Genomic DNA, 21,449 nt, shown 5'->3' with positions numbered 1-21,449 from the left:
ATGGCGCGCAGGGTGTGCCCTGTCCACTCGGTCAGGTGGGCCTTATAGGGTGTACGCATGATTCGCACCTCAGCAGCGGCCACTTCGGGCCCGAGGCAGGGCTGATGGCACGTCACTCGAGCGACCGGGATCCCAGTCTGTACATGGAACTGGACCGCAAACAGTGGCGTGAACTGCGTGAATCGATGCCGATGGTGCTCAACTCGGATGAACTCGATCAACTCGTCGGGCTTGGTGAGCAGATCGATCTGACCGAGGTCGCCGAGGTCTATCTGCCGCTCTCGCGTCTGATCCACCTCCAGGTGGCGGCACGGCAACGGTTGTTCGCGGCGACGTCGACCTTCCTGGGTGATCGACGTACCGACAAGCAGGTGCCATTCATCATCGGCATCGCCGGTTCCGTCGCCGTCGGCAAGTCGACGACGGCGCGTGTTCTCGCCGCCCTGTTGGCACGGTGGGAATCGCACCCCAAGGTCGACCTGGTGACGACCGACGGATTCCTGCTGCCGACCGCGGAGCTCGAACGCCGAGCCATCATGCATCGCAAGGGTTTTCCCGAGTCGTATGATCGTCGGGCGTTGTTGCGGTTCGTCACCGAGGTGAAGTCGGGTGCGCGTGAGGTGACCGCGCCGGTGTACTCGCACCTCACCTACGACATCGTGCCGGACGTCCGTCATTACATCCGGCAGCCGGACATCCTGGTCTTGGAGGGGCTCAACGTCTTACAGACGGGTGAGACGCTGATGGTGTCGGACCTCTTCGACTTCTCCATTTACGTTGACGCCAAGACCGACGACATCGAGAAGTGGTACGTTTCGCGGTTCCTGCAGATGCGGTCGACGTCGTTCTCGGACCCGAATTCGCATTTCCATCACTATGCTTCGTTGACCGACGAGCAGGCCACCATCGCGGCCCGCGACATCTGGACGTCGATCAATCTGCCGAATCTGCGGGAGAACATCCTGCCGACGCGGCCGCGCGCGACGCTGGTGCTGCGCAAGGACACCGACCATTCGATCAATCGGGTGCGGCTGCGCAAGCTGTGAGGGGCGTGGGCCGACCGACGACGACCGCGGCCGCGCGGACGATGCGGGCTCAGGCGCGCCGCTCGTCCAGACCCGCGGGGTAGCCACCGGTCAGTGCGATGCGATTCCAGGTGTTGATCATCGCGATCGACGCCAGCACGCGCCCGAAATCGGCATCATCGAATTCGGCTCGTACACGGGCGAATACGTCGTCGGGGACGCCCCGCTCACCCACCTTCGTCACGTGTTCGGTGAGTTCGAGGGCGGCACGTTCGCGAACGGTGAAGTGGTCGCCCGCTTCTCGCCAGACCGAGATCAACGACACCTTCAGATTTGCGATGCCCATGGCGAGCGCGTCGGAGGCGTGCATGTGCAGGCAGTAGGCGCAGCCGTTGCACTGCGAGGCCCGGATCTTGATGAGCTCCACCAGTTCTGGGTCGAGACCCCGTCCGGCGGCCCGTTGCAGCGTGACGAGCGCCTTGTAGATGTCCGGGTTCTCTCCGGGCAACCAGTACCGGACACCGCCGGGTGCAGTTATCGTCGGTGGAGTCATCGTCGGGCCCCGTCCGTGGTCTGATGTTCCAGCCAGTCGCCGAACGTCGTCGACGCCGTCTCGCAGTCCCCGTGTGGCAGCAGTCCACCGCTGCGCATGGCGGACCCGCCGATGTTGACCCCCATCACCCAGCGCGGGCTACCTTCTTGCCGCGCATAGGATTTGGCGACATCGACCATATCCATCTCGGCCGGCCCGGCAACCTCGACGTCGCCGGCGGTGGGCGCCATTGCGGCGTCGGCGAGGACCCGTGCGGCATCCGCGGCCGCCAGTGGGCGGCTGAGCATGTGCGGAACGACGGCGACGGGCCCGAACCGGGTGCGTTCGATCATCTGCGCCGCCAGTTCGTACCACTGGGCCGATCGGACAACGGTCAGCGTCTCGGCGTCGAGGCGCTCGCGATACACCTTCTCCTGCTCGCCTTTTCCCTGGTAATAGCCGAACTTGGCGTTCACCTCCGGGTCGGCGGCGTTGATGATGGACAGGCAGACCACCCGCGACACTCCGGCAGAACGTGCGGCCGCCGACACGTTGGCAGCGACCGTGCCGAAGAAGTCGACGGCGACCTTGGCCCGAGTGGTGGTGACATTGGTCGCGTCCACCACGGCATCGGCGCCGGTGAAGGCAGCCTCGAGCCCGCTTCCGGAGTAGGCATCGACACCTGACGACCGTTGCGCCGCAACGGTATCGACCCCCTTCGCAGCAAGCTCCCCGACGAGATGACGTCCGATCATCCCGCCGGACCCCAACACCACAACCTTCATCACTGCCTCCTTGTGTCATCCTCCGCCAGTGGCGTAGTTCGACGGTACCGACTGATTGCATCGGAAATGCGGTGCAATCAGGGTGTAGATTTCTGTGCCAATTGTGCAGTGGTGTCGATATGTGCAGCGGTATCGACTGCGGTCCGCCGACCGTGTCACTCTCTCCCTTACCCCGCGATCACCTGGGGTAGGTGATGAGGATCTGTCCGGTGTGGATGTTGGTCCAGGTGATGGACCGGTCGATGTGCATGACGCCACGCCAATGTCCGACGTGCTTGCGGTGGTGGTCCGGTTTACACAGGGGCGCAAGGTTTTCCACCACGGTCCAGCCGCCCTCGACGGGGTTGGCACCGACGAACGCGACCAGGTGATCGAGTTCGCAGAGGTGTGCGGGCATCCCGCAGAACGGGTACCGGCACCATAGGTCGGTGGACAAGACCTCATCGCGTATCCGCTGCGACGGGGCATAGGTCAACGCCCCCGGCGGCGGCGACGTGTAGCCACCATGACCGGTCGGATCCACCGGCGGCGCCTGCGCCCGATCCACCACCTTCTGTAAGCGTTGCAGGGCCGGTCGGGCGTGGTCGGGTACCCAGATCACCCGCGCATGGGCGGCGACGTGTTCGGCCTGGACCGGATCGATCGCGCCGTACCCGTGCAACCGGTCCGGGATCTGCCCACTCGCGTCACGCACCAGCAGAAACGCCGGCGGCTGCGCCGGGGTGACCGGCACGACCTCCCCCGATACGGGCGGGGCCGGCACGATCGGGGAGGTCACCACCATCACCGGCACCGGAGAGGTGTCGACCGGCACCACCGCCGTCGACGCGCCTGCGGTGTCCATGCCGGCGGTCTGGGCTTCGGGGTCGTCGTTGTCGCCATTGGTGTCGTTGATGTCGTAGTTGCCATTGACATTACGATTGTCATCGGGGTCCCACTGCAGGTCGTGATGAGCGTGCGGGTCATCGGGTTCGGGCGCGGTGTCGTCGTCGGGCAAGTATTCCTCGGCATCGTCATGTCTCGGAGCGAGCACCTCGTCGGCACCCGACACCGTGAACGACGCCTCGCCGAACACCACCACCTCGGTCGAGGAGCCGGACTCGGACGGTCCGGACTCGGACGGTCCGGACTCCGACGGTGCGGACTCGGACGGCGTGGACCTGCCGGCAGTGCGGCCCGCAGCCGCCTTGACCTCGTGCCGTCGCTGCCGACGGGCGGCCGGAGCAGGGCAATTGTCCAACCCGCACTGACACCCCAACCGCACCCCCGGCGCGCCGAGCAACTCACCGAACGCGACCGTCCGCAACAATCCCACCCACCGCGGATCCTGATGACACACCCGCCGCGCAATCAACTTCGCCATCCGCTCCCGCAGATAGATCCCATCCTGCGCCAGCACGCACGCAGCAATCGTGGCGTGACCATCGACATCATTGCGGACGATCACATCCGCCCAGTCCTGCCCGAACTCCTCCCGCGCCCGCGTCGCCCGATCCGCGTTATCAGCGATCAACGCATCATCCAGATCGTCACGCAACACCGAATCAGCGGTATCCCGCGCACCCAGCTCCAACGCAATATCCTCAAACGACGGCCGCTCGGCGTCAGTGTGATCGGCATCGGGATCGGCGTCATCTACGTCGACGTCACGATCCTCGGCATCCACCTCCGCGTCACGCTCGGGATCAGCGCCGTCGACACGATCAGCCTCGCCGGCATCACCATCGTCGGCGGCGCCGTCACCAGCCTGACCCCGCGTATCATCGGAATCCGGTTGCGGCACACCATCACCATCACCCGTGCTGCCGTCACCGTCGGCGCTGTCCTCACCACCAGCACTCTCCCCGCCTCCGGTGCTCGGCTCGGCCTTGGCGTTCATCGCCGCACGCTCAGCCGCCTGCACCAGAATCTTCACCCGATGCGTCGAATACCGCCCCTCCAAGAACGCCGCCCGGATCTTCGGGAAATCCAGCAACAGATCCTCGAGATTCATCCACTGCCGCGCCCTGGACCGCGTGACCCCCAACGCCAACGACACATCCCCCACCGCCGCCTTCACGGCCCGATCCCGCACCATCATCTGCCGCAACCCGGGCAACCCCGCGAGCGCCTCCTCGTACGAGCGCCGACCGATCTCCCCGGCCAACAGCACCGCACGTGCTTCCTCGCGACGCGACCGCATCAACGCCGACCGCGCCTGCTCCCCACACTCGGTCAACGACATCGACCGCACCCGCGCGAGATCGGCATCGACGTCATAGGTGAACACCGACACCACCCCCTCCCACGCAGTGAGGAATACCGGATAATCATTGGCTCACAGCCGAATCCGAATCCGGTGATCGCACCGCCAGAACCATCTGTAACCCTCTGACCCACACGCTATACCCGACCACCGACAAAACCGGATCGCCCACCAACCGCACCAGATCAGACTGGACACAACCCCGGTCGGTCAGATCGTTGCGCCGAGAGCTCCTCCCCCACTGACAGATTCGTCCCCCAGCAATTCCCCACGGACGATCACGAACCCCCGGGGACGAACCATTCTTCCCTCGGGTTTCGCCCGTCCTACGTGGTTCTCGCCGTTCGACTGCAACCCTCACCGGCGGACTATCTTCGATCCGGGTACCGTCGGAGTGCATCAGAATCGAGGGTCAATTCGGTGACAGATCAACAGGCCATTCGCGAGCCCGATCCGTGGGATGAACTGGCGGCACGGCTGGGCACCGACCTTTTCCTGGACCTGCAGCCGGATCCGTCCACGACGACGCGCGGCCGAGGCGCCCAGTTGCGGCACCGACTCGCCGATGCGCTGCGCGATGCCATCGCCGACGGCCGACTCCCTGCCGGCACGACGTTACCTCCGTATCGGTCGCTGGCCGCCGACGTCGGCCTGTCGCGCGGCACGGTGGCCGCCGTATACAACGAACTCGTCGCCGAGGGGCGCCTGATCGCACGGCAGGGATCGGGGACCAAAGTGGCTGCCGGGGCCACGCGGGCCGTGGAGGACGCCGGCAGTCACGCCCAGTCGGTCACTGCCGTTGTCACGCACGACTTCTCACTGGGTCAGCCCAACGCGTCGTTGTTTCCGCGAGCCGAGTGGGTGGCCGCAACGCGTCGTGCGCTCGCCGAGGCTCCTGATTCGTCGTTCGCACCGTCGGCTCCCAACGGCAGCGAACGCCTACGAATCGAACTCGCCCACTATCTGTCCCGGGCCCGCGGTGTGCGCACGACACCGGAGTGCATCGTGCTGACCACCTCGGTGATGAGTGCGCTCGAACTCCTCGGACGCACCGTCGCCGACCGACGCATCGCTGTCGAAGGTTATGGACTACCGTTCCACCGCGACATCATTGCGCGTCAAGGTGTTTCGATCGATCCCATCCCTGTGGATCATCACGGCGCGGTCGTCGAGGATCTCGTCGGCCGGGATGTGTCCGCTGTTCTGCTCACACCGAGCCACCAGTTTCCACTGGGCGTTGCCTTGGAACCCGACCGCCGCCGCCAGGTGATCGAGTGGGCACGCCACAGCGATGCACTGATCATCGAGGACGACTACGACGGCGAGCTCCGTTACGACCGCGAACCCGTCGGAGCCCTGCAGGGGCTCGCGCCGGAACAGGTGATCTACGTCGGCTCGGTCAGTAAGAGCCTGTCCCCCGCGGTGCGGATCGGATGGATCGTCTTGCCGCCTCGCCTGGTGGACACGGTCATGTGGGCCAAGGGAATTCGCGAACCCGATGCGAGCATTGTCGATCAGCTGGTGTTGGCCGACATGATCGCCACGGGGGCTTACGACAAGCACATCCGGCGCAGCAGACAGTTCTATCGTCGCCGCCGTGACACGCTGATCGCCCGTTTGGCCGAACACGACATCACCGTCGGCGGAATTCCGGCGGGCCTGCACGCCGTGGTCGGAATGGGTCACGACGCCGAGACGCGCGTGCTGAATGCCGCCTGGCGAGAGGGTTTCTCTGTGGTGGGACTCGACATGCTCCGCCATCCCGACGCACCGGCGGTCATCGACGCGGACGGCAACTCCGGCGGTGGCATCCTCGTCGGATTCGGAACACCGGCCGCATCGACATTCGACACCGACGTCAACGCACTGACCGAACTCATCGCGAATGCCGGCCCGACCGGGTCAAACGACGACACCTCGCGTCACGGCCCTGCGTGAGCTCGATTCCGACGGGAGCCCAACTCACTTCCCGAATCGACGACTCCTGGCCGCGTAATCACGAAGTGCGCGCAGGAAATCCACCCGCCGGAACTCCGGCCAGTACGCGTCGGTGAACCAGATCTCCGAATACGCGCTCTGCCACAACAGGAAACCACTCAACCGCTGCTCCCCCGAGGTCCGGATCACCAGATCCGGATCGGGCTGCCCCTTCGTATAGAGATTGCGGTCGATCCCCTCGACGGTGACCGCACCGATCATCTCCGCCGGGGTGGCACCGGCATCGGCGGCATCGGTCAACAACGCCCGCACCCCGTCGACGATCTCCTGACGCCCGCCGTACCCGACGGCGACGTTGACATTCATCCCGGTGCGTCCCTGCGTCCGCTCCGACGCCGCCCGCAGTCGCTCGGCCACCGCCTCGGGCAACTGATCAAGTGTTCCGACGATACGGACCCGCCAATCGCCCGCCGGGACGTCATCGTCGGTCTCGTCGCCGACGGGCCCGGAGATCTCGTCGACGATGTCGGGCACGATCTCCATCAGGGCGTCGAGTTCCTCGGACTCGCGTTGCAGGTTCTCGGTCGACAGCAGGTAGATGGTGACGGTCTCGATGTCGAGTTCCGAACACCAGCCCAGCATGTCGGCGATGCGTCGGGCCCCGACGCGGTGACCGTGACTGACATCCTCGAAGCCGGCCTCACGCGCCCAGCGTCGGTTGCCGTCACAGATGATCGCGACGTGGTGCGGCAGCCGGGTGGTGTCCATGAGTTGGACCAGCCGTCGCTCGTAGACGCTGAGCATCGGTCCGCGCAGACGATCGGGAAGCAGTTTCATCGCGACCAGATTAGCGCTCGACGCTGACAGCGCCGTCGCGCTCAGGCAACTACGTCCTCGGCGAGTTCCTCCTCGGCGGCCGGCGACAGGGTCGCACGCTCGTGCCGACCGGCCGGACCCCCGGGTGCGGCGACCGCCGGATGCCGACGACGTTCGACGGTCGCGGCCACGCCGACCAGCGCCACCCCAGCGATCAGCCAGCCGATGATCTTGCCGACCTCACCGGCCACGCCGACCTGCGGGAAATAGGCGAGGTCACGCACCGATTCCTGGAATCCGGCTCCGATCCAGAAGTCATGCAGGACTCCGAAGAACCGGGGCTGCAACTGCGGCGGGAACACACCACCGGAACTGGTGAAGTTCAATCCGACGAAGATCGTCACCATCGCCAGCGTGGTGAAACGCCCGATCAGCGGGTGCAGGCCGACCGCGAAGAGCATGGTGGCCAGGGCGTACGGAATCGCCAACCCGAACATCTGCCACTCGGCACCGGGCAGGGCGTCGAATCCCCACACCGCGATCGCCGAGATCACCGCAGCCACCAGCACCGACGCCACGACGGCGATCCCCGCGCGGACTCGGATGTCGCGGCCGCCCGCGGCCACCGCGATCGCGATACCCGTGCCATACGACCCGACCGTCAGCGCGACCAGGAAGAAGAAAATGCTCTGCCCGGACGGATCGCGGGTGGCATCCACGGGCACCACGTCGACGATCCGTAGCGGCTGATCACGGGTGATGGTGATCGCGGAGAAGATGCGTTCGACGGTGACGGCCGTCGGGTCGCCGGCCGCCGTGGACACCATGAGTTGCGCGGTCGACTGATCCGGAACGAACGCGGCTACGATCTCGCGCCGTTCGATCGCGCCGCGGGCGGCGTCCACATCGTCGATGGTGCGGACCGACACCTTGTCACCAAGTTTCTCCTGCAACTGCTGCGCCGCCACCGCGGTCTGCACACCCGAGCCGACCACGTCGACGCGGAGGCCCTGCGGATCGGGCTTGTGGAATCCACCGAGATAACACAGGGCCATGACGATGCCGATCACGAACGGCACCGCCACATGCGACGCGATCGTCTTGATCGGCAGTGGTGGCGTGGGCGCAGCAGACATGTCACTCTCTCCTCAGATGTCAGCGTAGTTGCATTATGCAACTCAATATGAGTTGTAGAATACAACCATGGATGCCGAGTCGCAATCGACGACCGCCGAGCAGGTCGCCCACGAGCTGGTGACCCTGTCCCGACGTCTCCGGAACGGGGCCCGGGAGATCTACGGCGATGCCGGGCTGACCTTCGTGGAGTACTCGCTGCTCAGCCTGGTCGCCGACAACCCCGGCATCAGCGCCTCCGACCTCGCGCGCGCCGCCCATATCGACAAGTCCACGGCGAGTAGACAACTCGGGGAACTGCGACGCCGTGAACTACTCACCCGCAGCGACACTCACGAGTCGCCGCGCATACAGGCGCTGGAGATCACCGACTCCGCGCGCGGAGTCCTCGATCAGATCCGGCACCGCAGCGGCGTCGAGATCGCCTCCCGATTGACCGATTGGCCGACGCATGACATCGAGCAGTTCGCCTTGCTGCTGCGCAGGTACAACGGTTCCGACCCGCTCCCACCACAGTGACCACGGGCACCGGACGGCGTGCGGGTGATCGACAGATCACCCCGTCCGCACACTAAGTTACGGTACCGTAGGTTTCGTGACCTCGACGCTGCCACCACACATCGCCGACCGACCACGGTTACGCGGCGTCATCCACCAGTACTCCGCCTACGTCGCCGCCATCTGCGGTGTCGCCGTGATCCTCGGTGCGGCCTTTCTGCGCGGTACCGCCGCAACGCTGGCCTGCGCCGTCTACGCGCTCACCGTGTTCGGTGTCTTCGCGGTCTCGGCGAGCTATCACCGCATCCCGTGGAAGACCCCGCGCGCGCAGATCCGGATGAAGCGCGCCGACCACTCGATGATCTTCCTGTTCATTGCCGGCACCTACACTCCGTTCTGCGCGGTCGGCCTGCCGTCCCCGGCCCGATGGTGGGTCCTCGGGATCGTCTGGGCCGGGGCGCTGAGCGGCGTCATCCTCAAACTCGCCTGGCCGGCCGCTCCCCGATGGCTCGGGGTATCGCTCTACGTCCTACTCGGCTGGGTGATCGTCGCCGTCGCCCCGACCCTCGTGGCCCACACGAGCATCACCGTCATCGTCCTGCTTGCCCTGGGTGGCGTCTTCTACACCGTCGGCGGCATCCTCTACGCCGCGCGCTGGCCCAACCCGTGGCCGACCCATTTCGGACATCACGAGGTATTCCACGCCTGCACCGCCGTCGCCGCGCTGCTGCACTACATCGCGGTGTGGCTGGTGCTGGCCTACGCGATCTGACGGCAGATCCGAAAGCCGCTCTCACGCCGACACGCGTCTTCACCTCGTCCTCACCCCACGGTTGACGGCGGGCCGGTTCCGCGTCATCCGGCACTGGTCGGCTGAGCGGCATGCCCGGTGCACAGCTTTCGACCCTGCGCGTGGGACCCGACAAGGTGGTCTGCGGCGGCCTCACCCGTCGCCGATTCCTCACCTGGACCGGTGTCGCCGCCGGACTCGCCACCGCACCGACCCTTTTCGCCACCGACGCGGCGTCGGCGCCCACACCACGAGCCGGCGGACATCCGTTCACTCTCGGTGTGGCCTCCGGCGATCCACTGCCCGACGGCATCGTGCTGTGGACCCGCCTCGCCGTCGATCCCCTGGCCCGCGCCGGCGGCATGGGCGCGGCATCACATCGGGTCGACTGGGAGCTCGCCGCCGACGAGGGCATGCGGATCGTCCTGCGATGCGGCACGGCGACGGCCACCGCGCGCGGCGGTCACAGTGTGCACGTGGACGTCCGCGGACTCTCGCCCGCGACCGACTACTTCTACCGATTCCGGGCTCTTGGTGAGACGTCACGGGTCGGACGCACCCGCACCGCACCCGCCGCGGGATCACCGGCGGGGCACCTGACCGTCGCGATGGCCTCGTGCCAGTCGTGGGCCGACGGCTTCTACAACGCCTTCGCCGACATGGCAGCCAAGGCGCCCGACGTGATCGCCCATCTCGGCGACTACATCTACGAAAAGCCCATCCCGCCGGACGGCGGTGCCCGAGCAACGACGGCCATGCCGGCCTCCGCACATCGGGAATGTGCGACCCTCGACGACTACCGCGACCGGTATGCGCTCTACAAACTCGACGCCGATCTGCAACGCGCACACGCCACCAGCCCGTTCATCACGATCTTCGACGACCACGAGGTGGACAACAACTGGGCCGGCGACATCCCGGAGGACGATCAACCGATACCGCAGTTCGTCAGCCGTCACGCCCAGGCGATCAGAGCCTGGTGGGAGAACACGCCCGTTCGTCTCGCGGTACTCGGCAACGGTTTTCGCGCCTACCGCCGATTCGTCTTCGGTGACCTCGCCACCGTCAGCGTGCTCGACACCCGCACCTACCGCAGCGATCAGGTCAACGGCGACAACGACACCGGCCAGAACGCCGCCACCGCCGACGCGCGTCGCACCATCACCGGCGGCACACAAGAACGCTGGATTCTCGACGGGCTATCGGCGAGCCGGACCCGCTGGAATGTACTCGCCCACCAGACACCCATCGGAGATCTGGCCCACGACGACAACGGAATTCGCGCCGTCAGTATGGACGGGTGGAGCGGATACGAGGCGTCGCGCGCCCGAATCCTCGACGGCGCCCGCCAACGCCAGGTGACAAACCTCACGTCCATCGTCGGCGACATCCACCGAAACATCGTGTCGGAGTTGCGATCCACCTACACTCGCCCGTCCCCCACCGTCGGGGTCGAACTCGCCGGCACCTCGATTGCCTCGGGCGGTGACGGGCAGGACAGCGACGATCAGGACCGCGCACTCAAGGCCGGGTCACCGCACATCCGCTTCGGCAGCTCCCAACGCGGGTATGTGCTGCACCGGATCGCCCACGCTCAGTGGCAGGCCGAATTCCGCGTCACCGATTCGATCGGCGATCGGGGCGCGCCGCTCCATCGTCGAGCGCTCGTCACCATCCCCGACGGCCGACCCGACATCGACGTGATCTGAGGTCGGGTCAGCCGATCGGCGTGGGCGCCACCATGATCAGGCCTGCGCCAGCTCCGCCAGCACCGCGGCGCTGACCTCCCAGTCCATGCACTTGTCGGTGACCGACTTGCCGTACACCAGCGGCGTGGCGTCGGGTGACTGCGCGCCCGCCTCGATGAAACTCTCCAGCATCACACCGCTGACCTGCAACTCCTGGCCTGCCGCGCGCCGCGCCCGGACCGACGCCGCGATCTCGCGGGCGACCTCGGCCTGACGGACGTGGTCCTTACCCGAATTGGCATGGCTCGCATCGATCATCACGCGTGCCGGCAGACCGGCCTTCGCCAGCGCGGCGACCGCGGTGGTGACCGAATCGTCGTCGAAGTTCGGCCCGTGGGTGCCGCCCCGCAGGATGATGTGGCAGTCGGCGTTGCCCGCCGACTCCACCAGCGCGCCGTGCCCGAAGTCGTCGACGCCGAAGAAGACATGCTGTGCGGCAGCCGCTTTCACACCGTCGATGGCCACCTGCACATTGCCGTCGGTGCCGTTCTTGAAACCGATCGGCATCGACAGACCCGACGCCAACTGCCGGTGCACCTGCGACTCGGTGGTGCGGGCACCGATGGCTCCCCACGCCACCGCGTCCGCGATGTATTGCGGGCTGGTCGGTTCGAGGAACTCGCATCCCACCGGCAGGCCGAGGTCGATGATGTCGAGCAGCAACGACCGCGCGGTGCGCAGGCCCCGCTCGACGTCGAAGGTCTCGTCCATCCCGGGATCGTTGATCAGGCCCTTCCAGCCGACCGTGGTGCGCGGCTTCTCGAAGTACACCCGCATGACGATCTTGAGTTTCTCGGCGTAACGCTGCGCGAGCGGCGCGAGCCGTCGGGCGTAGTCGAGGGCGGCGATCGGATCGTGCACCGAACACGGCCCCACGACGACGAGCAGCCGGTCGTCGGTGCCGGCGAGGATCGCGGCGATCTCGTCGCGATCACGCTGCACGGCCAGCGCCCGCCGCGGGGTCAGCGGCAGTTCGGTGCGGATGCTGTCGGGCGACGGAATCGCCCGGAACGCTTTGATCCTGCGGTCCGAGGTGGATTCGGCAGCGATAGTCGATGCCGATGTTCGGGGCAGATCTCCGAGGGTGGTCACGTGGGTGCCTTTCGCGGTGGGGGCCTGTCGTGGATCTCGGGCCCGCCCGCCTCGTTCTCGCCGGAAAGCCCTTGACATGACAAGAGCAGCGACCTGATGGTCACTGCTCGGGGCTCCGGGTTGAGGTTGTGCGACGCGTCAGCGCTTCATCGCAGGCTCACCCGGAGCCTCGATAAAGAAACGCCAATAGGCGCGCACGGTGCTGATCACGTCAGCGAGGCTACCACGGACCCGCCCGGGTGCCCAAAGACCCCGGGCGGACCCCACCACATCAGACGACCGCGAACGCCTCGGTCTCCCCGATGACCATGGGACGAGGCACCCGACCAGTAGAGGGACGCCCCGCGTGCCGCCCGGCGGTCACCACGGCGCGACGGCGCGACCGGGCCGGGGTACCGATCAGGGATGACCCCGATCGATGAGGTGGCTGAGCACGATGATCGACTCGGTCCGGTCCACCCCACCGGCCTGCCGAATCCGTTCGAGCGCCTGCTCGAGGTGGTGGACGTCGCGGGCCATCAAACGCAAGATCGCATCGGCCTGGCCGGTGATGGTGGCGGCACTGACCACCTCTTGGATCGGTTCCCAGGACGCGGCGAGCACCTCGGGCGAGATGTTGCCCCGGCAGAACACTTGGACGTAGGCCTCGGTGGTCCATTGCATGGCCGCCGCGTCGATGACGGTGGTGAAGCCCTTGATCACCCCATCGTCGAGGAGCCGATCGACCCGTCGTTTGACCGCGGGCGCGGAAAGTCCCACCTCGTCGCCGATCTGCGCGTACGTCGCGCGGGCGTCGCGGGTGAGGCATGCCAGCACCTTCTCATCAAGATCATCGAGTCCACGCAACGGATCGCCCTTCACTTACGGTTGAACAACGAATTATTTCGTCATTGCGCAATGTACAGTGATTGATTGCATCCAGGAGCACTTCTACCCTGGTTTTATGACGCTGACGACGCTTTACTGCTCCGCGCCCTCGATCCGGTCCGCGCGCACCCGGACCTACGCCATGACCCCGCCGGCCCACTACACGGTCAGCTATGCGATCAATCCATGGATGAATCCGAGCATCCCGGTGAACACCGAACTCGCACTCGCCCAATGGAACACGCTTCGCAGCACTTATGAGGCGCTGGGTCACACCGTGCATCTGGTCGATCCGCAGCCGGGGCTGCCCGACATGGTCTACGCCGCCAACGGCGGTCTCGTCGTCGACGGCTGTGCCATCGCGGCCCGCTTCACCTTCCCCGAACGCGCGGCCGAAGCCGATCATTACGCCGCGTGGTTCCAGACCGCCGGCCTGACCGAGGTGCACCGCACCAATGGTGTCCAGGAGGGTGAGGGTGACTTCCTCGTCGTCGGTGAACGCATCCTCGCAGGCACCGGTTTCCGCACGCATCCCGACACCCACGCCGAGATCGCCGCCCTCACCGGGCTGCCGGTGATCACCCTAGATCTCGTCGACCCGCGCTACTACCACCTCGACACCGCGCTCGGCGTGCTCGACGAGAACTCCGTGGCCTACTACCCCGCCGCATTCTCCGAATCGTCGCGGCACCTGCTCGAGGAGCTGTTCCCCGACGCCATCATCGCCTCGGCCGCCGATGCCGAGGTACTCGGCCTGAACCTCGTGTCGGACGGACATCACGTGGTGATGACCGACGCCGCACCACACCTGGCCGGATTGCTGCGCGACGCCGGATACCACCCGATCCCCCTGGATCTGTCCGAGCTGCTCAAGGGCGGCGGCGGTGTGAAGTGTTGCACACTGGAGGTGCGGCTCGCCGACACCGGTTCGCCGGCGGCCGGAACGGATGCGAGGGAGGCAACGATGCACTCTGCGACGGCGGAACCCCATGTGGCCCACAACTATTCACCACTTCCGGTGACCGCGGCGACCGCCGAGGGCGCGTGGATCAGCGACGTCGACGGACGCCGCTACCTCGACTGCCTGGGCGCGTACTCGGCGGTGAACTTCGGGCACCGCAATCCCGAGATCACCGCCGCCGCCATGGAACAGCTCGGTCGGGTGACGTTGACGAGCCGCGCCTTCCAGTCCGATCAGCTCGAGCCGTTCTGCGCCGCGCTGGCCACCCTGTGCGGCAAGGACATGGTGCTGCCGATGAACACCGGCGCCGAGGCCGTCGAGTCGGCGCTCAAGGTGGCCCGCAAGTGGGGCTACGACGTGAAGGGGGTGCCCGACGGGCAGGCCGAGATCATCGTCGCCGGCGGCAACTTCCACGGCCGCACCATCAGCATCATCAGCTTCAGTGACGACGAGGATGCCCGCGGCGGATTCGGGCCCTTCACACCGGGTTTCGTACGCGTGCCCTACGGCGACGCCACCGCGCTGGCCGACGCGATCACCGAGCGCACCGCCGCCGTGCTCGTCGAACCCATCCAGGGTGAGGCCGGCATCATCGTGCCGCCGGACGATTACCTGCCCACCGTGCGTCGACTCTGCACCGACAACGACGTGCTGATGATGGCCGACGAGATCCAGTCCGGCCTCGGCCGGACCGGCAAGACCTTCGCCTGCCAGCACTGGGATGTGGTGCCTGACGTCTACACCCTCGGCAAGGCCCTCGGTGGCGGCATCCTGCCGGTGTCGGCGGTGGTCGCCAACACCGACGTGCTGGGCGTGCTCCATCCAGGACAGCACGGCTCGACCTTCGGCGGCAATCCCCTGGCCGCCGCCGTCGGCCACACCGTCGTCCGCATGCTGGCCGAGGGCACCTGGCAGGCCCGCGCCGCCGAACTCGGCGAGTACATGCACACCCGGCTGCGCGAGTTCATCGGCAAGGGCGTGCACGCCGTGCGCGGCAAGGGACTGTGGGCGGGCGTCGATATCGACCCGGCGCTCGGCACCGGCAAGGAGATCTGCCTGCGGTTGGCCGACTTCGGCGTCCTCGCCAAGGACACCCACGGTTCGACCATCCGTTTCGCCCCGCCGATCGTGATCACCCACGACGAGATCGACTGGATGATCGGGCGTTTCGCCGACGCCCTGCAGGCCTGAGCCCCGCCGCATAGGCCGTCGGGTTCCCGCCGCGACACGTCCGGTGCGACTACGCTGACGAGCGTGTCCACCGAACGTATCCGTCGTCGCGTCCTGCTCATCCGTCATGGCCAGACCGAGTGGTCGCTGACCGACCGGCACACCGGCCGGACCGACATCAATCTCACGCCACGGGGTGAGCAGGATGCGACGAGCCTGCGGGGAATCGCCGACCGTATCGGCCTCGTCGAACCGCTCGTGATGGCCTCCCCGCGACGTCGCGCCCAACGCACCGCCGAGTTGGCGGGACTGAGAGTCGACGAGACCAGCGAGTTGTTCGCCGAGTGGGACTACGGACAGTACGAGGGGCTCACCCGGATTCAGATTCAGGCCGAGCACGATCCGGACTGGACGATCTGGACGACGGGCGCGCCCGGCGGCGAATCGGTGGAGCAGATGACCCGACGTGTCGACGCCGCCGTCGCCCACGTCGAGGAGATGTGGGAGTCCCGCGACGTGATCATCGTGTCGCACGGACACTTCTCCCGGTCGTTCATCTGCCGATTCCTGCACTGGCCCATCGCCCAGGGCGCCAGCATCGACCTGCGCCCCGCCGGATCGGCACTGCTCGCCGACACCGAGGGAGACCGGCGACTGTCCGAACTGCTTCCGGCCGGCCAGTGGGCCTCGCCGTCGGCGATCTGATGGTGCCGTCGATCTCGCCGACCACCGTCGTCCTCGGCGGTGGCGGGCTGGCCGGCATCGGCTGGCTCACCGGGGTTCTCGCCGCGCTGGAGGAAAGCGGCGGGTTCCGCCTCACCGACGCCGCCCGCGTCATCGGAACCTCGGCCGGTTCGGCAACCGCTGCGGCGATTCTGCAATCCGGTTCGGCCACCACACAATTCGACACCATGGTGCGCCGCTCACGCCGATCCGCCGAACTGACTCCGACGGCCGATGTGGTCACCACCCTGACATCCTTCGTCGAGATCTCCACCTCCACCGACTCCGACGACGGCAAGGTCGCCAGATTCGTCGAGTTGTCCCGATCGATGGCGGGCGTCGAACCGGACGCACGCCGCGCCGCCATCGAGTCCCGTCTGACCGACGACACCTGGCCGAGTTCCTTGGCCGTCACCGCGATGCGCGCCGATGGCCGCCGCGTGGTGTTCACCGCCGCCGATGGGGTGAACCTCGTCGACGCCATCACCGCGAGCTGCGCGGTACCCGGCCTGTGGCCCGCGGTGACCATCGGCGACGCCACCTATGTCGACGGCGGCGTCCTGTCGATCACCAATGCGGATCTGGCGGAACCGAATGCGCGGACACTGGTGCTCGCACCGGTGCCGGAGGATCCGCAGAACGCCACACCGGCGGTCGCCGCGGTGCTGGCAGCCGCCGGCGTGATCACCCCGTCGCAGCGCACCGTCGTCGGATTCGGCACCGATCCGTTCGACCCCGAAGTTCGGGGCGTGGCAGCAGTTCTGGGATACGAGGACGGCCTCGATTCGCTCAGCCGGCTTACGTGACCGAGGCCGTGGCGACTTCTGAATCGACCGCAGCACCACCCAGTTGACGATCGGAACGGCCAGTTCGACGGGGACCATGATCATGTAGAACGCACTGGGTGCTCCACTGGCGATCCAGGCGAGCAGACGCCCGAGCCCGCCGATGAAAAAGAGCAGGCCCAGCAGGTCGACCAGCCGTCCGCGCGCTCGCACGTCACGTGCCGCCCAAACAAACGCCAGGCCGTACGCGGTGAACAGGACGTTGAAGAATCTCAGGTCCGAATCCATGGTCGCGTTGACCGAACCTCCTCCGATATAGGTCATCTGACCGAAGAACAGATGGGCCAACCCGATGCCGGCAACGACCAGCCCGAACGTCGTCAGCCATATCTCGAAAGCTCTTTGCATCGCAATCTACCGTCCGTGACCGGATCGATCTCGCCCTGAGCGCCTATCTCGACTTCTACGCGGCCCATCTCCCGTTGGTCCTGATCGCCAACCGCAGTTCGGTATCCGCGGATCCCGCCGTACGGGGTCCCATCGACAGGGACATGTCCGCACTGTGGTCCTCGTTCCTCGACGCGGCCGACGCGACTGGCCACAGGCGGGAACTCGCCGAAGCAGGATTCGCGGGTTGGGTGGCTTTCGTTCGGGCCACCACCGTTGCCTCCCTCGTCGACGGCACCATCACACCGTCGGAGAACCACCAGATGTGCATGGCGGCACTCGATTCCACCGTCGGCGCGCACGTCGACCTGCAGGTCACACCGCGCGCATGAGACCCTCGTCGTTCACGGCTGCCGGAAGGACTCCGCGGTCAGATCATCGAGACCGGTGATAGGAAGATCACACACCGTCCCGCGGCACACGTACGCGGCATCGAAACCTCCGACCGTCCCACGACCGGCCAGCAACGGGCTCGAATCGTGTGTCCCGGCAACAATTGTCGTCCCGCCGGGAGCGACCGCACGAGCACGCGCGGCCAACTCCCCCGCACTCCCCTGCGCCTCGGACACCCCGATCTGCAGCGGACCGGCCACCACGGCCTGTGCGACGGCCAGCCAATGACCGCCCGAGCGAGCCAGTTTCGCCAGCACCACCGCACCCCGGGCCAGCGTGGCATCGAGAAGTTCGGAGTAGCGTGATGCCGCATCGACCGAGGCGAGTGTCGACGCGACGAGCAGCGCTTCCGCCATCAACGAGGTACCCGACGGTGTGGCACCGTCGATCGGATCGCGTGGGCGGGCGATCAGGTCGTCGGCGGCCGCGTCGTAGAAACTGCCAGGTTCCGCCGGGTCGGCGAACGTGCCGATCGTGACCTCGAGAAGAGCGAATGCGGTGTCGTACCACTGCTTCTCGCCGGTCACCTGGTATAACGCGAGCAGCGCCGTGACCAGCGCGGCATGATCGTCCAGTGCGGCGATCGGAGCGCCGACCCGACCACCCAGCGATGAGCGGTGCAGCACCCCGTCGACGATGTGGCCGTCGACCACCTCGCGTGCCACCTCGGCGGCCAGATCAACCCAATCGGGGCGGCCCAGTCCCGCGCCGGCCTCGACGAGCGCAGTGATCGCCAGAGCATTCCAGCCGGTGACCACCTTGTCGTCACGCTCGGGTTGTGGCCGACCGGCGCGCACCTCCAGCAAGCGACGCCGGATCGCGGCGTAGCGTCGCGCATCGTCGGGATCGATCCGCAGTTGCAGCGTCGACGTACCGTGCTCGAAGGTGCCCGCCGCGGTCACTCCGAAAAGGTCTGCCGCCCAACGCCCATCGGCCTCGCCGAGGGCCTCGATTAACTGGGCGGGCGTCCACACGTATGTCGAGCCCTCGGTTCCGTCGGCGTCGGCGTCGAGGGCGGAGGCAAAGCCCCCTGGCACCCGGAGTTCCCGGACGAGAAACTCGACGATCTCACCGGTCACCCGCAGCGAGAACGCATCACCGTCGATGCGCGCGAGATGCGCATATACCCGCAGCAGTTGCGCATTGTCGTAGAGCATCTTCTCGAAATGCGGAATCACCCAGTCGTTGTCGACGGCGTACCGGGCGAAGCCGCCACCGAGCTGATCATAGATGCCGCCTCGCGCCATCACCTCACATGTGCGACGCGCGGCGTCGGCGGCGTCGGGCACCCCCGTGCGTTCGCTGTGGCGGATCAGCCCCTCCAGCAGGGCCGACGGCGGGAACTTGGGCGCGCCACCGAATCCGCCCGAGTCGCGGTCCTCGTCGCCGAGCGCGCTGGTGACCGCGTGCTCCAGCAACCGATCGTCGACCGGAACGGCCGCTGCGGGCAGAGCGGATGCGTTGGCAGTCAGGTGATCACGGATCTTGGCCCCGACATCTCGAACCTCCTCGCGACGTTCGGTCCAGGCCTGCGTGATCGCCGTGAGCAGCTGCTGAAACGACGGCATCCCCGATCGCGGTGTCGACGGAAAGTAGGTGCCGCAATAGAACGGCTCCCCCGAGGGCAACAGGAAGCACGTCATCGGCCAGCCACCCTGGCCGGTCATCGCGACGGTGGCGTTCATGTAGATCGCGTCGATGTCGGGACGTTCCTCCCGGTCCACCTTCACGCACACGAAGTCGGCGTTCATCTGCTCGGCGGTGGCGTCGTCCTCGAAGGACTCATGCGCCATCACGTGACACCAGTGGCAGGCGGCGTAACCCACCGACAGCAGCACCGGCACATCACGACGGCGCGCCTCGTCGAGCGCGGCGTCACCCCATTCGTGCCAGTGCACCGGGTTCTGCGCATGCTGGCGCAGATAGGGACTCGTGGACGCGGCGAGCAGGTTGGCCATGACTCCAGCGTGGCACGGGTGGCACCGCAATCATCGCCTGGTCGCCGTGACCTGCTGCATCACACCTGATGCAGATATGACGCACCGGCCGAACTCACGGCGCGCGGACTCGTGCAACTCGATGAGCCGTTGGGCATCGGAATCGATCCGGTGTCCGGTTTCCCCCTTCGTCGGTCTTGGCCCGCGCATCACCTCCGACGACGTGTCCGCGGGCCTGGAGGATGCAGGCCTGGAGGATGCTCGCCACCTTCGACGACGGCCTCGCCGCTTCGCTGCCCGACTACACGATACTCATCGGCACCGAGGACTGGCAACGCGTCACGCGAGACGTTCAGGACTCCGACGAGCGCCCGATTCCCTTGTCGGTCACGACTTTTCCGGGGACCACCTGCTCGGTGCCGACCTGCTCGCCGGCCGCACCGCGCGCCACCACCGACCCGGGCCCGCTGCCGCCGTCGAAATCGGTTCCCTCGTCGAAGGCCTGATCGGCCTCGGGGTGATCGGTGTCGAAGGTCTTGGGAAGCTTCTTGAGCTGGCGGTTCATCGACCAGATCAGCAGCGCAGTGCCGACGAGCAGCAGGATGATGATGAGCAGGCCGAGTGGGGACGCCTTGCCGAACTCGGGGCCCTGCGGCTGTTCCTGCGCGGCCAGGATCGTGGTGTAGAGCGCGGAGGTCATCGCGGCACCTCACTGGTCGCGTCGACGCCGGTGAACAGATCGTTCTCCGGGATCGAGGTGGTCACCCGCGTCTGGGCGAGTTCGAATTCCTCGGTCGGCCACAGTCGTTGCTGCCATTCGAGGGGCACCGCGAAGAACATGCCGTTCGGATCGATCTGCGTGGCGTGGGCGCGCAGCGCGTCGTCACGTTGCGGGAAGTACTTGCCGCATTCGACCTGGGTGGTCACCCGCCCCATCAGGTCGCCGCGACTCGGGTCCCATTTGCTCAGCCACTGCTTGAAGGGGCTTTCCTGGCCGTGCCGCTCGAACTCGTCGGAGAACAGCACCATCCGATCCCGGATGAAGCCGTGCGTGTAATACAGCTTGGACACCGTCCACGGTTCGCCGGTTCCCGGATAGGCCTCCGGATCGCCGGCCGCGTCGAAGGCGGCGACCGACACCTTGTGGCACATGATGTGGTCGGGATGCGGATATCCGCCGTGCTCGTCGTAGGTGATCATCACGTGCGGTCGGAACTCCCGGACCACCTTGACCAGCGCCTCGGTGGGCACCTCCAGCGGCAGCGTCGCAAACGAACCCTCGGGGAGCGGCGGCAGCGGATCGCCCTCGGGAAGCCCGGAGTCGACGAACCCGAGCCACATCTGCTCGACGCCGAGCGCCGCCGCGGCCTTGGCCATCTCCTCCTTGCGGACCTCGCTCATCCGTTCCTTGACCCCCGGGCGATCCATCGCCGGGTTCAGGATGTCGCCGCGTTCACCGCCGGTGAGGGTGACGATGAGGACGTCATTGCCCTCGGCGGCGTACTTGGCGGAGGTACCCGCCCCCTTGCTCGATTCGTCATCGGGGTGCGCATGCACGGCCAT

19 protein-coding genes and 1 pseudogene are annotated in these 21,449 nt (G+C 66.7%); 9 read left to right on the top strand and 11 right to left on the bottom strand.

All coding sequences use genetic code 11. From position 1 onward, the window contains the following. The first annotated feature begins 104 nt into the window (after positions 1–104). A complete protein-coding gene (gene coaA / locus ACWDPV_RS14885) occupies positions 105–1,046 on the top strand; it encodes a type I pantothenate kinase (protein WP_449743606.1) in 942 nt (313 codons plus the stop codon). 49 nt (positions 1,047–1,095) lie between these two features. Here the strand turns inward: coaA and ACWDPV_RS14880 are convergent, their stop codons facing one another. The 3 genes from ACWDPV_RS14880 to ACWDPV_RS14870 all read right to left on the bottom strand — a co-directional run bounded on the left by ACWDPV_RS14880 (position 1,096) and on the right by ACWDPV_RS14870 (position 4,611). Next, positions 1,096–1,578, bottom strand: a complete 483-nt coding sequence (locus ACWDPV_RS14880; RefSeq protein WP_449743605.1) for a carboxymuconolactone decarboxylase family protein — start codon at positions 1,576–1,578, stop codon at positions 1,096–1,098. Beyond that, positions 1,575–2,342, bottom strand: a complete 768-nt coding sequence (locus ACWDPV_RS14875; protein ID WP_449743604.1) for an SDR family oxidoreductase — start codon at positions 2,340–2,342, stop codon at positions 1,575–1,577. Before ACWDPV_RS14875 ends, ACWDPV_RS14880 begins: the two co-directional genes overlap by 4 nt. A gap of 178 nt (positions 2,343–2,520) precedes the next feature. Beyond that, positions 2,521–4,611, bottom strand: a complete 2,091-nt coding sequence (locus ACWDPV_RS14870; RefSeq protein ID WP_449743603.1) for an HNH endonuclease signature motif containing protein — start codon at positions 4,609–4,611, stop codon at positions 2,521–2,523. Positions 4,612–5,007: 396 nt separating this feature from the next. Here ACWDPV_RS14870 and pdxR point away from each other — a divergent pair, with 396 nt between their 5' ends. Continuing rightward, positions 5,008–6,525 (top strand): MocR-like pyridoxine biosynthesis transcription factor PdxR, encoded by a 1,518-nt coding sequence (pdxR, locus tag ACWDPV_RS14865; protein WP_449743602.1) that lies wholly within the window; start codon positions 5,008–5,010, stop codon positions 6,523–6,525. 24 nt (positions 6,526–6,549) lie between these two features. Here pdxR and ACWDPV_RS14860 read toward each other — a convergent pair whose 3' ends face one another. Both ACWDPV_RS14860 and ACWDPV_RS14855 read right to left on the bottom strand, forming a co-directional pair. Further along, positions 6,550–7,362, bottom strand: a complete 813-nt coding sequence (locus tag ACWDPV_RS14860) for an isoprenyl transferase (RefSeq protein WP_449743601.1) — start codon at positions 7,360–7,362, stop codon at positions 6,550–6,552. Between the two features lie 41 nt (positions 7,363–7,403). Next, positions 7,404–8,477 carry a hypothetical protein gene (locus ACWDPV_RS14855; protein WP_449743600.1) on the bottom strand — a complete coding sequence of 358 codons (1,074 nt, stop codon included), beginning with the start codon at positions 8,475–8,477 and terminating at the stop codon, positions 7,404–7,406. A gap of 67 nt (positions 8,478–8,544) precedes the next feature. On the opposite strand from ACWDPV_RS14855, the gene ACWDPV_RS14850 reads away from it, so the two are divergent. The 3 genes from ACWDPV_RS14850 to ACWDPV_RS14840 all read left to right on the top strand — a co-directional run bounded on the left by ACWDPV_RS14850 (position 8,545) and on the right by ACWDPV_RS14840 (position 11,472). Then, a complete protein-coding gene (locus ACWDPV_RS14850) occupies positions 8,545–8,994 on the top strand; it encodes a MarR family winged helix-turn-helix transcriptional regulator (protein WP_449743599.1) in 450 nt (149 codons plus the stop codon). 76 nt (positions 8,995–9,070) lie between these two features. Next, positions 9,071–9,745, top strand: a complete 675-nt coding sequence (gene trhA / locus ACWDPV_RS14845) for a PAQR family membrane homeostasis protein TrhA (RefSeq protein WP_449743598.1) — start codon at positions 9,071–9,073, stop codon at positions 9,743–9,745. A 110-nt stretch (positions 9,746–9,855) separates the two neighbouring features. After that, the gene (locus ACWDPV_RS14840; protein ID WP_449743597.1) at positions 9,856–11,472 is read left to right on the top strand and encodes an alkaline phosphatase D family protein; all 1,617 of its coding nucleotides are present in this window, start codon (positions 9,856–9,858) and stop codon (positions 11,470–11,472) included. A 36-nt stretch (positions 11,473–11,508) separates the two neighbouring features. Here the strand turns inward: ACWDPV_RS14840 and ACWDPV_RS14835 are convergent, their stop codons facing one another. Both ACWDPV_RS14835 and ACWDPV_RS14830 read right to left on the bottom strand, forming a co-directional pair. Further along, complete coding sequence (locus tag ACWDPV_RS14835) at positions 11,509–12,603, bottom strand: 3-deoxy-7-phosphoheptulonate synthase (RefSeq protein WP_449743596.1); 1,095 nt, start codon at positions 12,601–12,603, stop codon at positions 11,509–11,511. Between the two features lie 399 nt (positions 12,604–13,002). Beyond that, on the bottom strand, positions 13,003–13,449 hold the full coding sequence (locus ACWDPV_RS14830) for an Lrp/AsnC family transcriptional regulator (RefSeq protein WP_449743692.1): 447 nt from the start codon (positions 13,447–13,449) through the stop codon (positions 13,003–13,005). 97 nt (positions 13,450–13,546) lie between these two features. On the opposite strand from ACWDPV_RS14830, the gene rocD reads away from it, so the two are divergent. The 3 genes from rocD to ACWDPV_RS14815 all read left to right on the top strand — a co-directional run bounded on the left by rocD (position 13,547) and on the right by ACWDPV_RS14815 (position 17,130). Next, positions 13,547–15,622, top strand: a complete 2,076-nt coding sequence (rocD, locus tag ACWDPV_RS14825; RefSeq protein ID WP_449743595.1) for an ornithine--oxo-acid transaminase — start codon at positions 13,547–13,549, stop codon at positions 15,620–15,622. A 63-nt stretch (positions 15,623–15,685) separates the two neighbouring features. Beyond that, positions 15,686–16,306 (top strand): histidine phosphatase family protein, encoded by a 621-nt coding sequence (locus tag ACWDPV_RS14820; RefSeq protein WP_449743594.1) that lies wholly within the window; start codon positions 15,686–15,688, stop codon positions 16,304–16,306. Continuing rightward, the gene (locus tag ACWDPV_RS14815) at positions 16,282–17,130 is read left to right on the top strand and encodes a patatin-like phospholipase family protein (protein WP_449743593.1); all 849 of its coding nucleotides are present in this window, start codon (positions 16,282–16,284) and stop codon (positions 17,128–17,130) included. The genes ACWDPV_RS14820 and ACWDPV_RS14815 overlap by 25 nt, the downstream gene beginning before the upstream one ends. A gap of 45 nt (positions 17,131–17,175) precedes the next feature. On the opposite strand, the pseudogene ACWDPV_RS14810 reads toward ACWDPV_RS14815, so the two are convergent. After that, positions 17,176–17,517, bottom strand: a pseudogene (locus ACWDPV_RS14810) (DUF4345 domain-containing protein); the annotation flags it as partial. Between the two features lie 143 nt (positions 17,518–17,660). Here ACWDPV_RS14810 and ACWDPV_RS14805 point away from each other — a divergent pair. Further along, the gene (locus tag ACWDPV_RS14805; RefSeq protein ID WP_449743592.1) at positions 17,661–17,888 is read left to right on the top strand and encodes a hypothetical protein; all 228 of its coding nucleotides are present in this window, start codon (positions 17,661–17,663) and stop codon (positions 17,886–17,888) included. Between the two features lie 12 nt (positions 17,889–17,900). On the opposite strand, the gene ACWDPV_RS14800 is transcribed toward ACWDPV_RS14805, so the two are convergent. From ACWDPV_RS14800 to mca, 3 genes are all read right to left on the bottom strand, one after another. Beyond that, complete coding sequence (locus tag ACWDPV_RS14800) at positions 17,901–19,907, bottom strand: thioredoxin domain-containing protein (protein ID WP_449743591.1); 2,007 nt, start codon at positions 19,905–19,907, stop codon at positions 17,901–17,903. Between the two features lie 331 nt (positions 19,908–20,238). Beyond that, positions 20,239–20,586 carry a hypothetical protein gene (locus tag ACWDPV_RS14795; RefSeq protein ID WP_449743590.1) on the bottom strand — a complete coding sequence of 116 codons (348 nt, stop codon included), beginning with the start codon at positions 20,584–20,586 and terminating at the stop codon, positions 20,239–20,241. Next, positions 20,583–21,449 (bottom strand): mycothiol conjugate amidase Mca, encoded by an 867-nt coding sequence (mca, locus tag ACWDPV_RS14790; RefSeq protein WP_449743691.1) that lies wholly within the window; start codon positions 21,447–21,449, stop codon positions 20,583–20,585. Before mca ends, ACWDPV_RS14795 begins: the two co-directional genes overlap by 4 nt.

The sequence above is a fragment of the Gordonia sp. NPDC003504 genome, assembly GCF_053587995.1.
Note: the sequence above shows the minus strand (reverse complement) of the source record. Positions and strands in the feature narration are given on the sequence as shown.

Coding starts and splice junctions, on each gene's coding strand:
- ACWDPV_RS14855 (WP_449743600.1), bottom strand. CDS start 8,477: ATGTCTGCTGCGCCCACGCCACCACTGCCGATCAAGACGATCGCGTCG.
- ACWDPV_RS14805 (WP_449743592.1), top strand. CDS start 17,661: ATGTCCGCACTGTGGTCCTCGTTCCTCGACGCGGCCGACGCGACTGGC.
- ACWDPV_RS14860 (WP_449743601.1), bottom strand. CDS start 7,362: ATGAAACTGCTTCCCGATCGTCTGCGCGGACCGATGCTCAGCGTCTAC.
- ACWDPV_RS14800 (WP_449743591.1), bottom strand. CDS start 19,907: ATGGCCAACCTGCTCGCCGCGTCCACGAGTCCCTATCTGCGCCAGCAT.
- ACWDPV_RS14795 (WP_449743590.1), bottom strand. CDS start 20,586: ATGACCTCCGCGCTCTACACCACGATCCTGGCCGCGCAGGAACAGCCG.
- ACWDPV_RS14840 (WP_449743597.1), top strand. CDS start 9,856: ATGCCCGGTGCACAGCTTTCGACCCTGCGCGTGGGACCCGACAAGGTG.
- ACWDPV_RS14850 (WP_449743599.1), top strand. CDS start 8,545: ATGGATGCCGAGTCGCAATCGACGACCGCCGAGCAGGTCGCCCACGAG.
- coaA (WP_449743606.1), top strand. CDS start 105: ATGGCACGTCACTCGAGCGACCGGGATCCCAGTCTGTACATGGAACTG.
- ACWDPV_RS14875 (WP_449743604.1), bottom strand. CDS start 2,342: ATGAAGGTTGTGGTGTTGGGGTCCGGCGGGATGATCGGACGTCATCTC.
- mca (WP_449743691.1), bottom strand. CDS start 21,449: ATGGCCGTGCATGCGCACCCCGATGACGAATCGAGCAAGGGGGCGGGT.
- rocD (WP_449743595.1), top strand. CDS start 13,547: ATGACGCTGACGACGCTTTACTGCTCCGCGCCCTCGATCCGGTCCGCG.
- ACWDPV_RS14880 (WP_449743605.1), bottom strand. CDS start 1,578: ATGACTCCACCGACGATAACTGCACCCGGCGGTGTCCGGTACTGGTTG.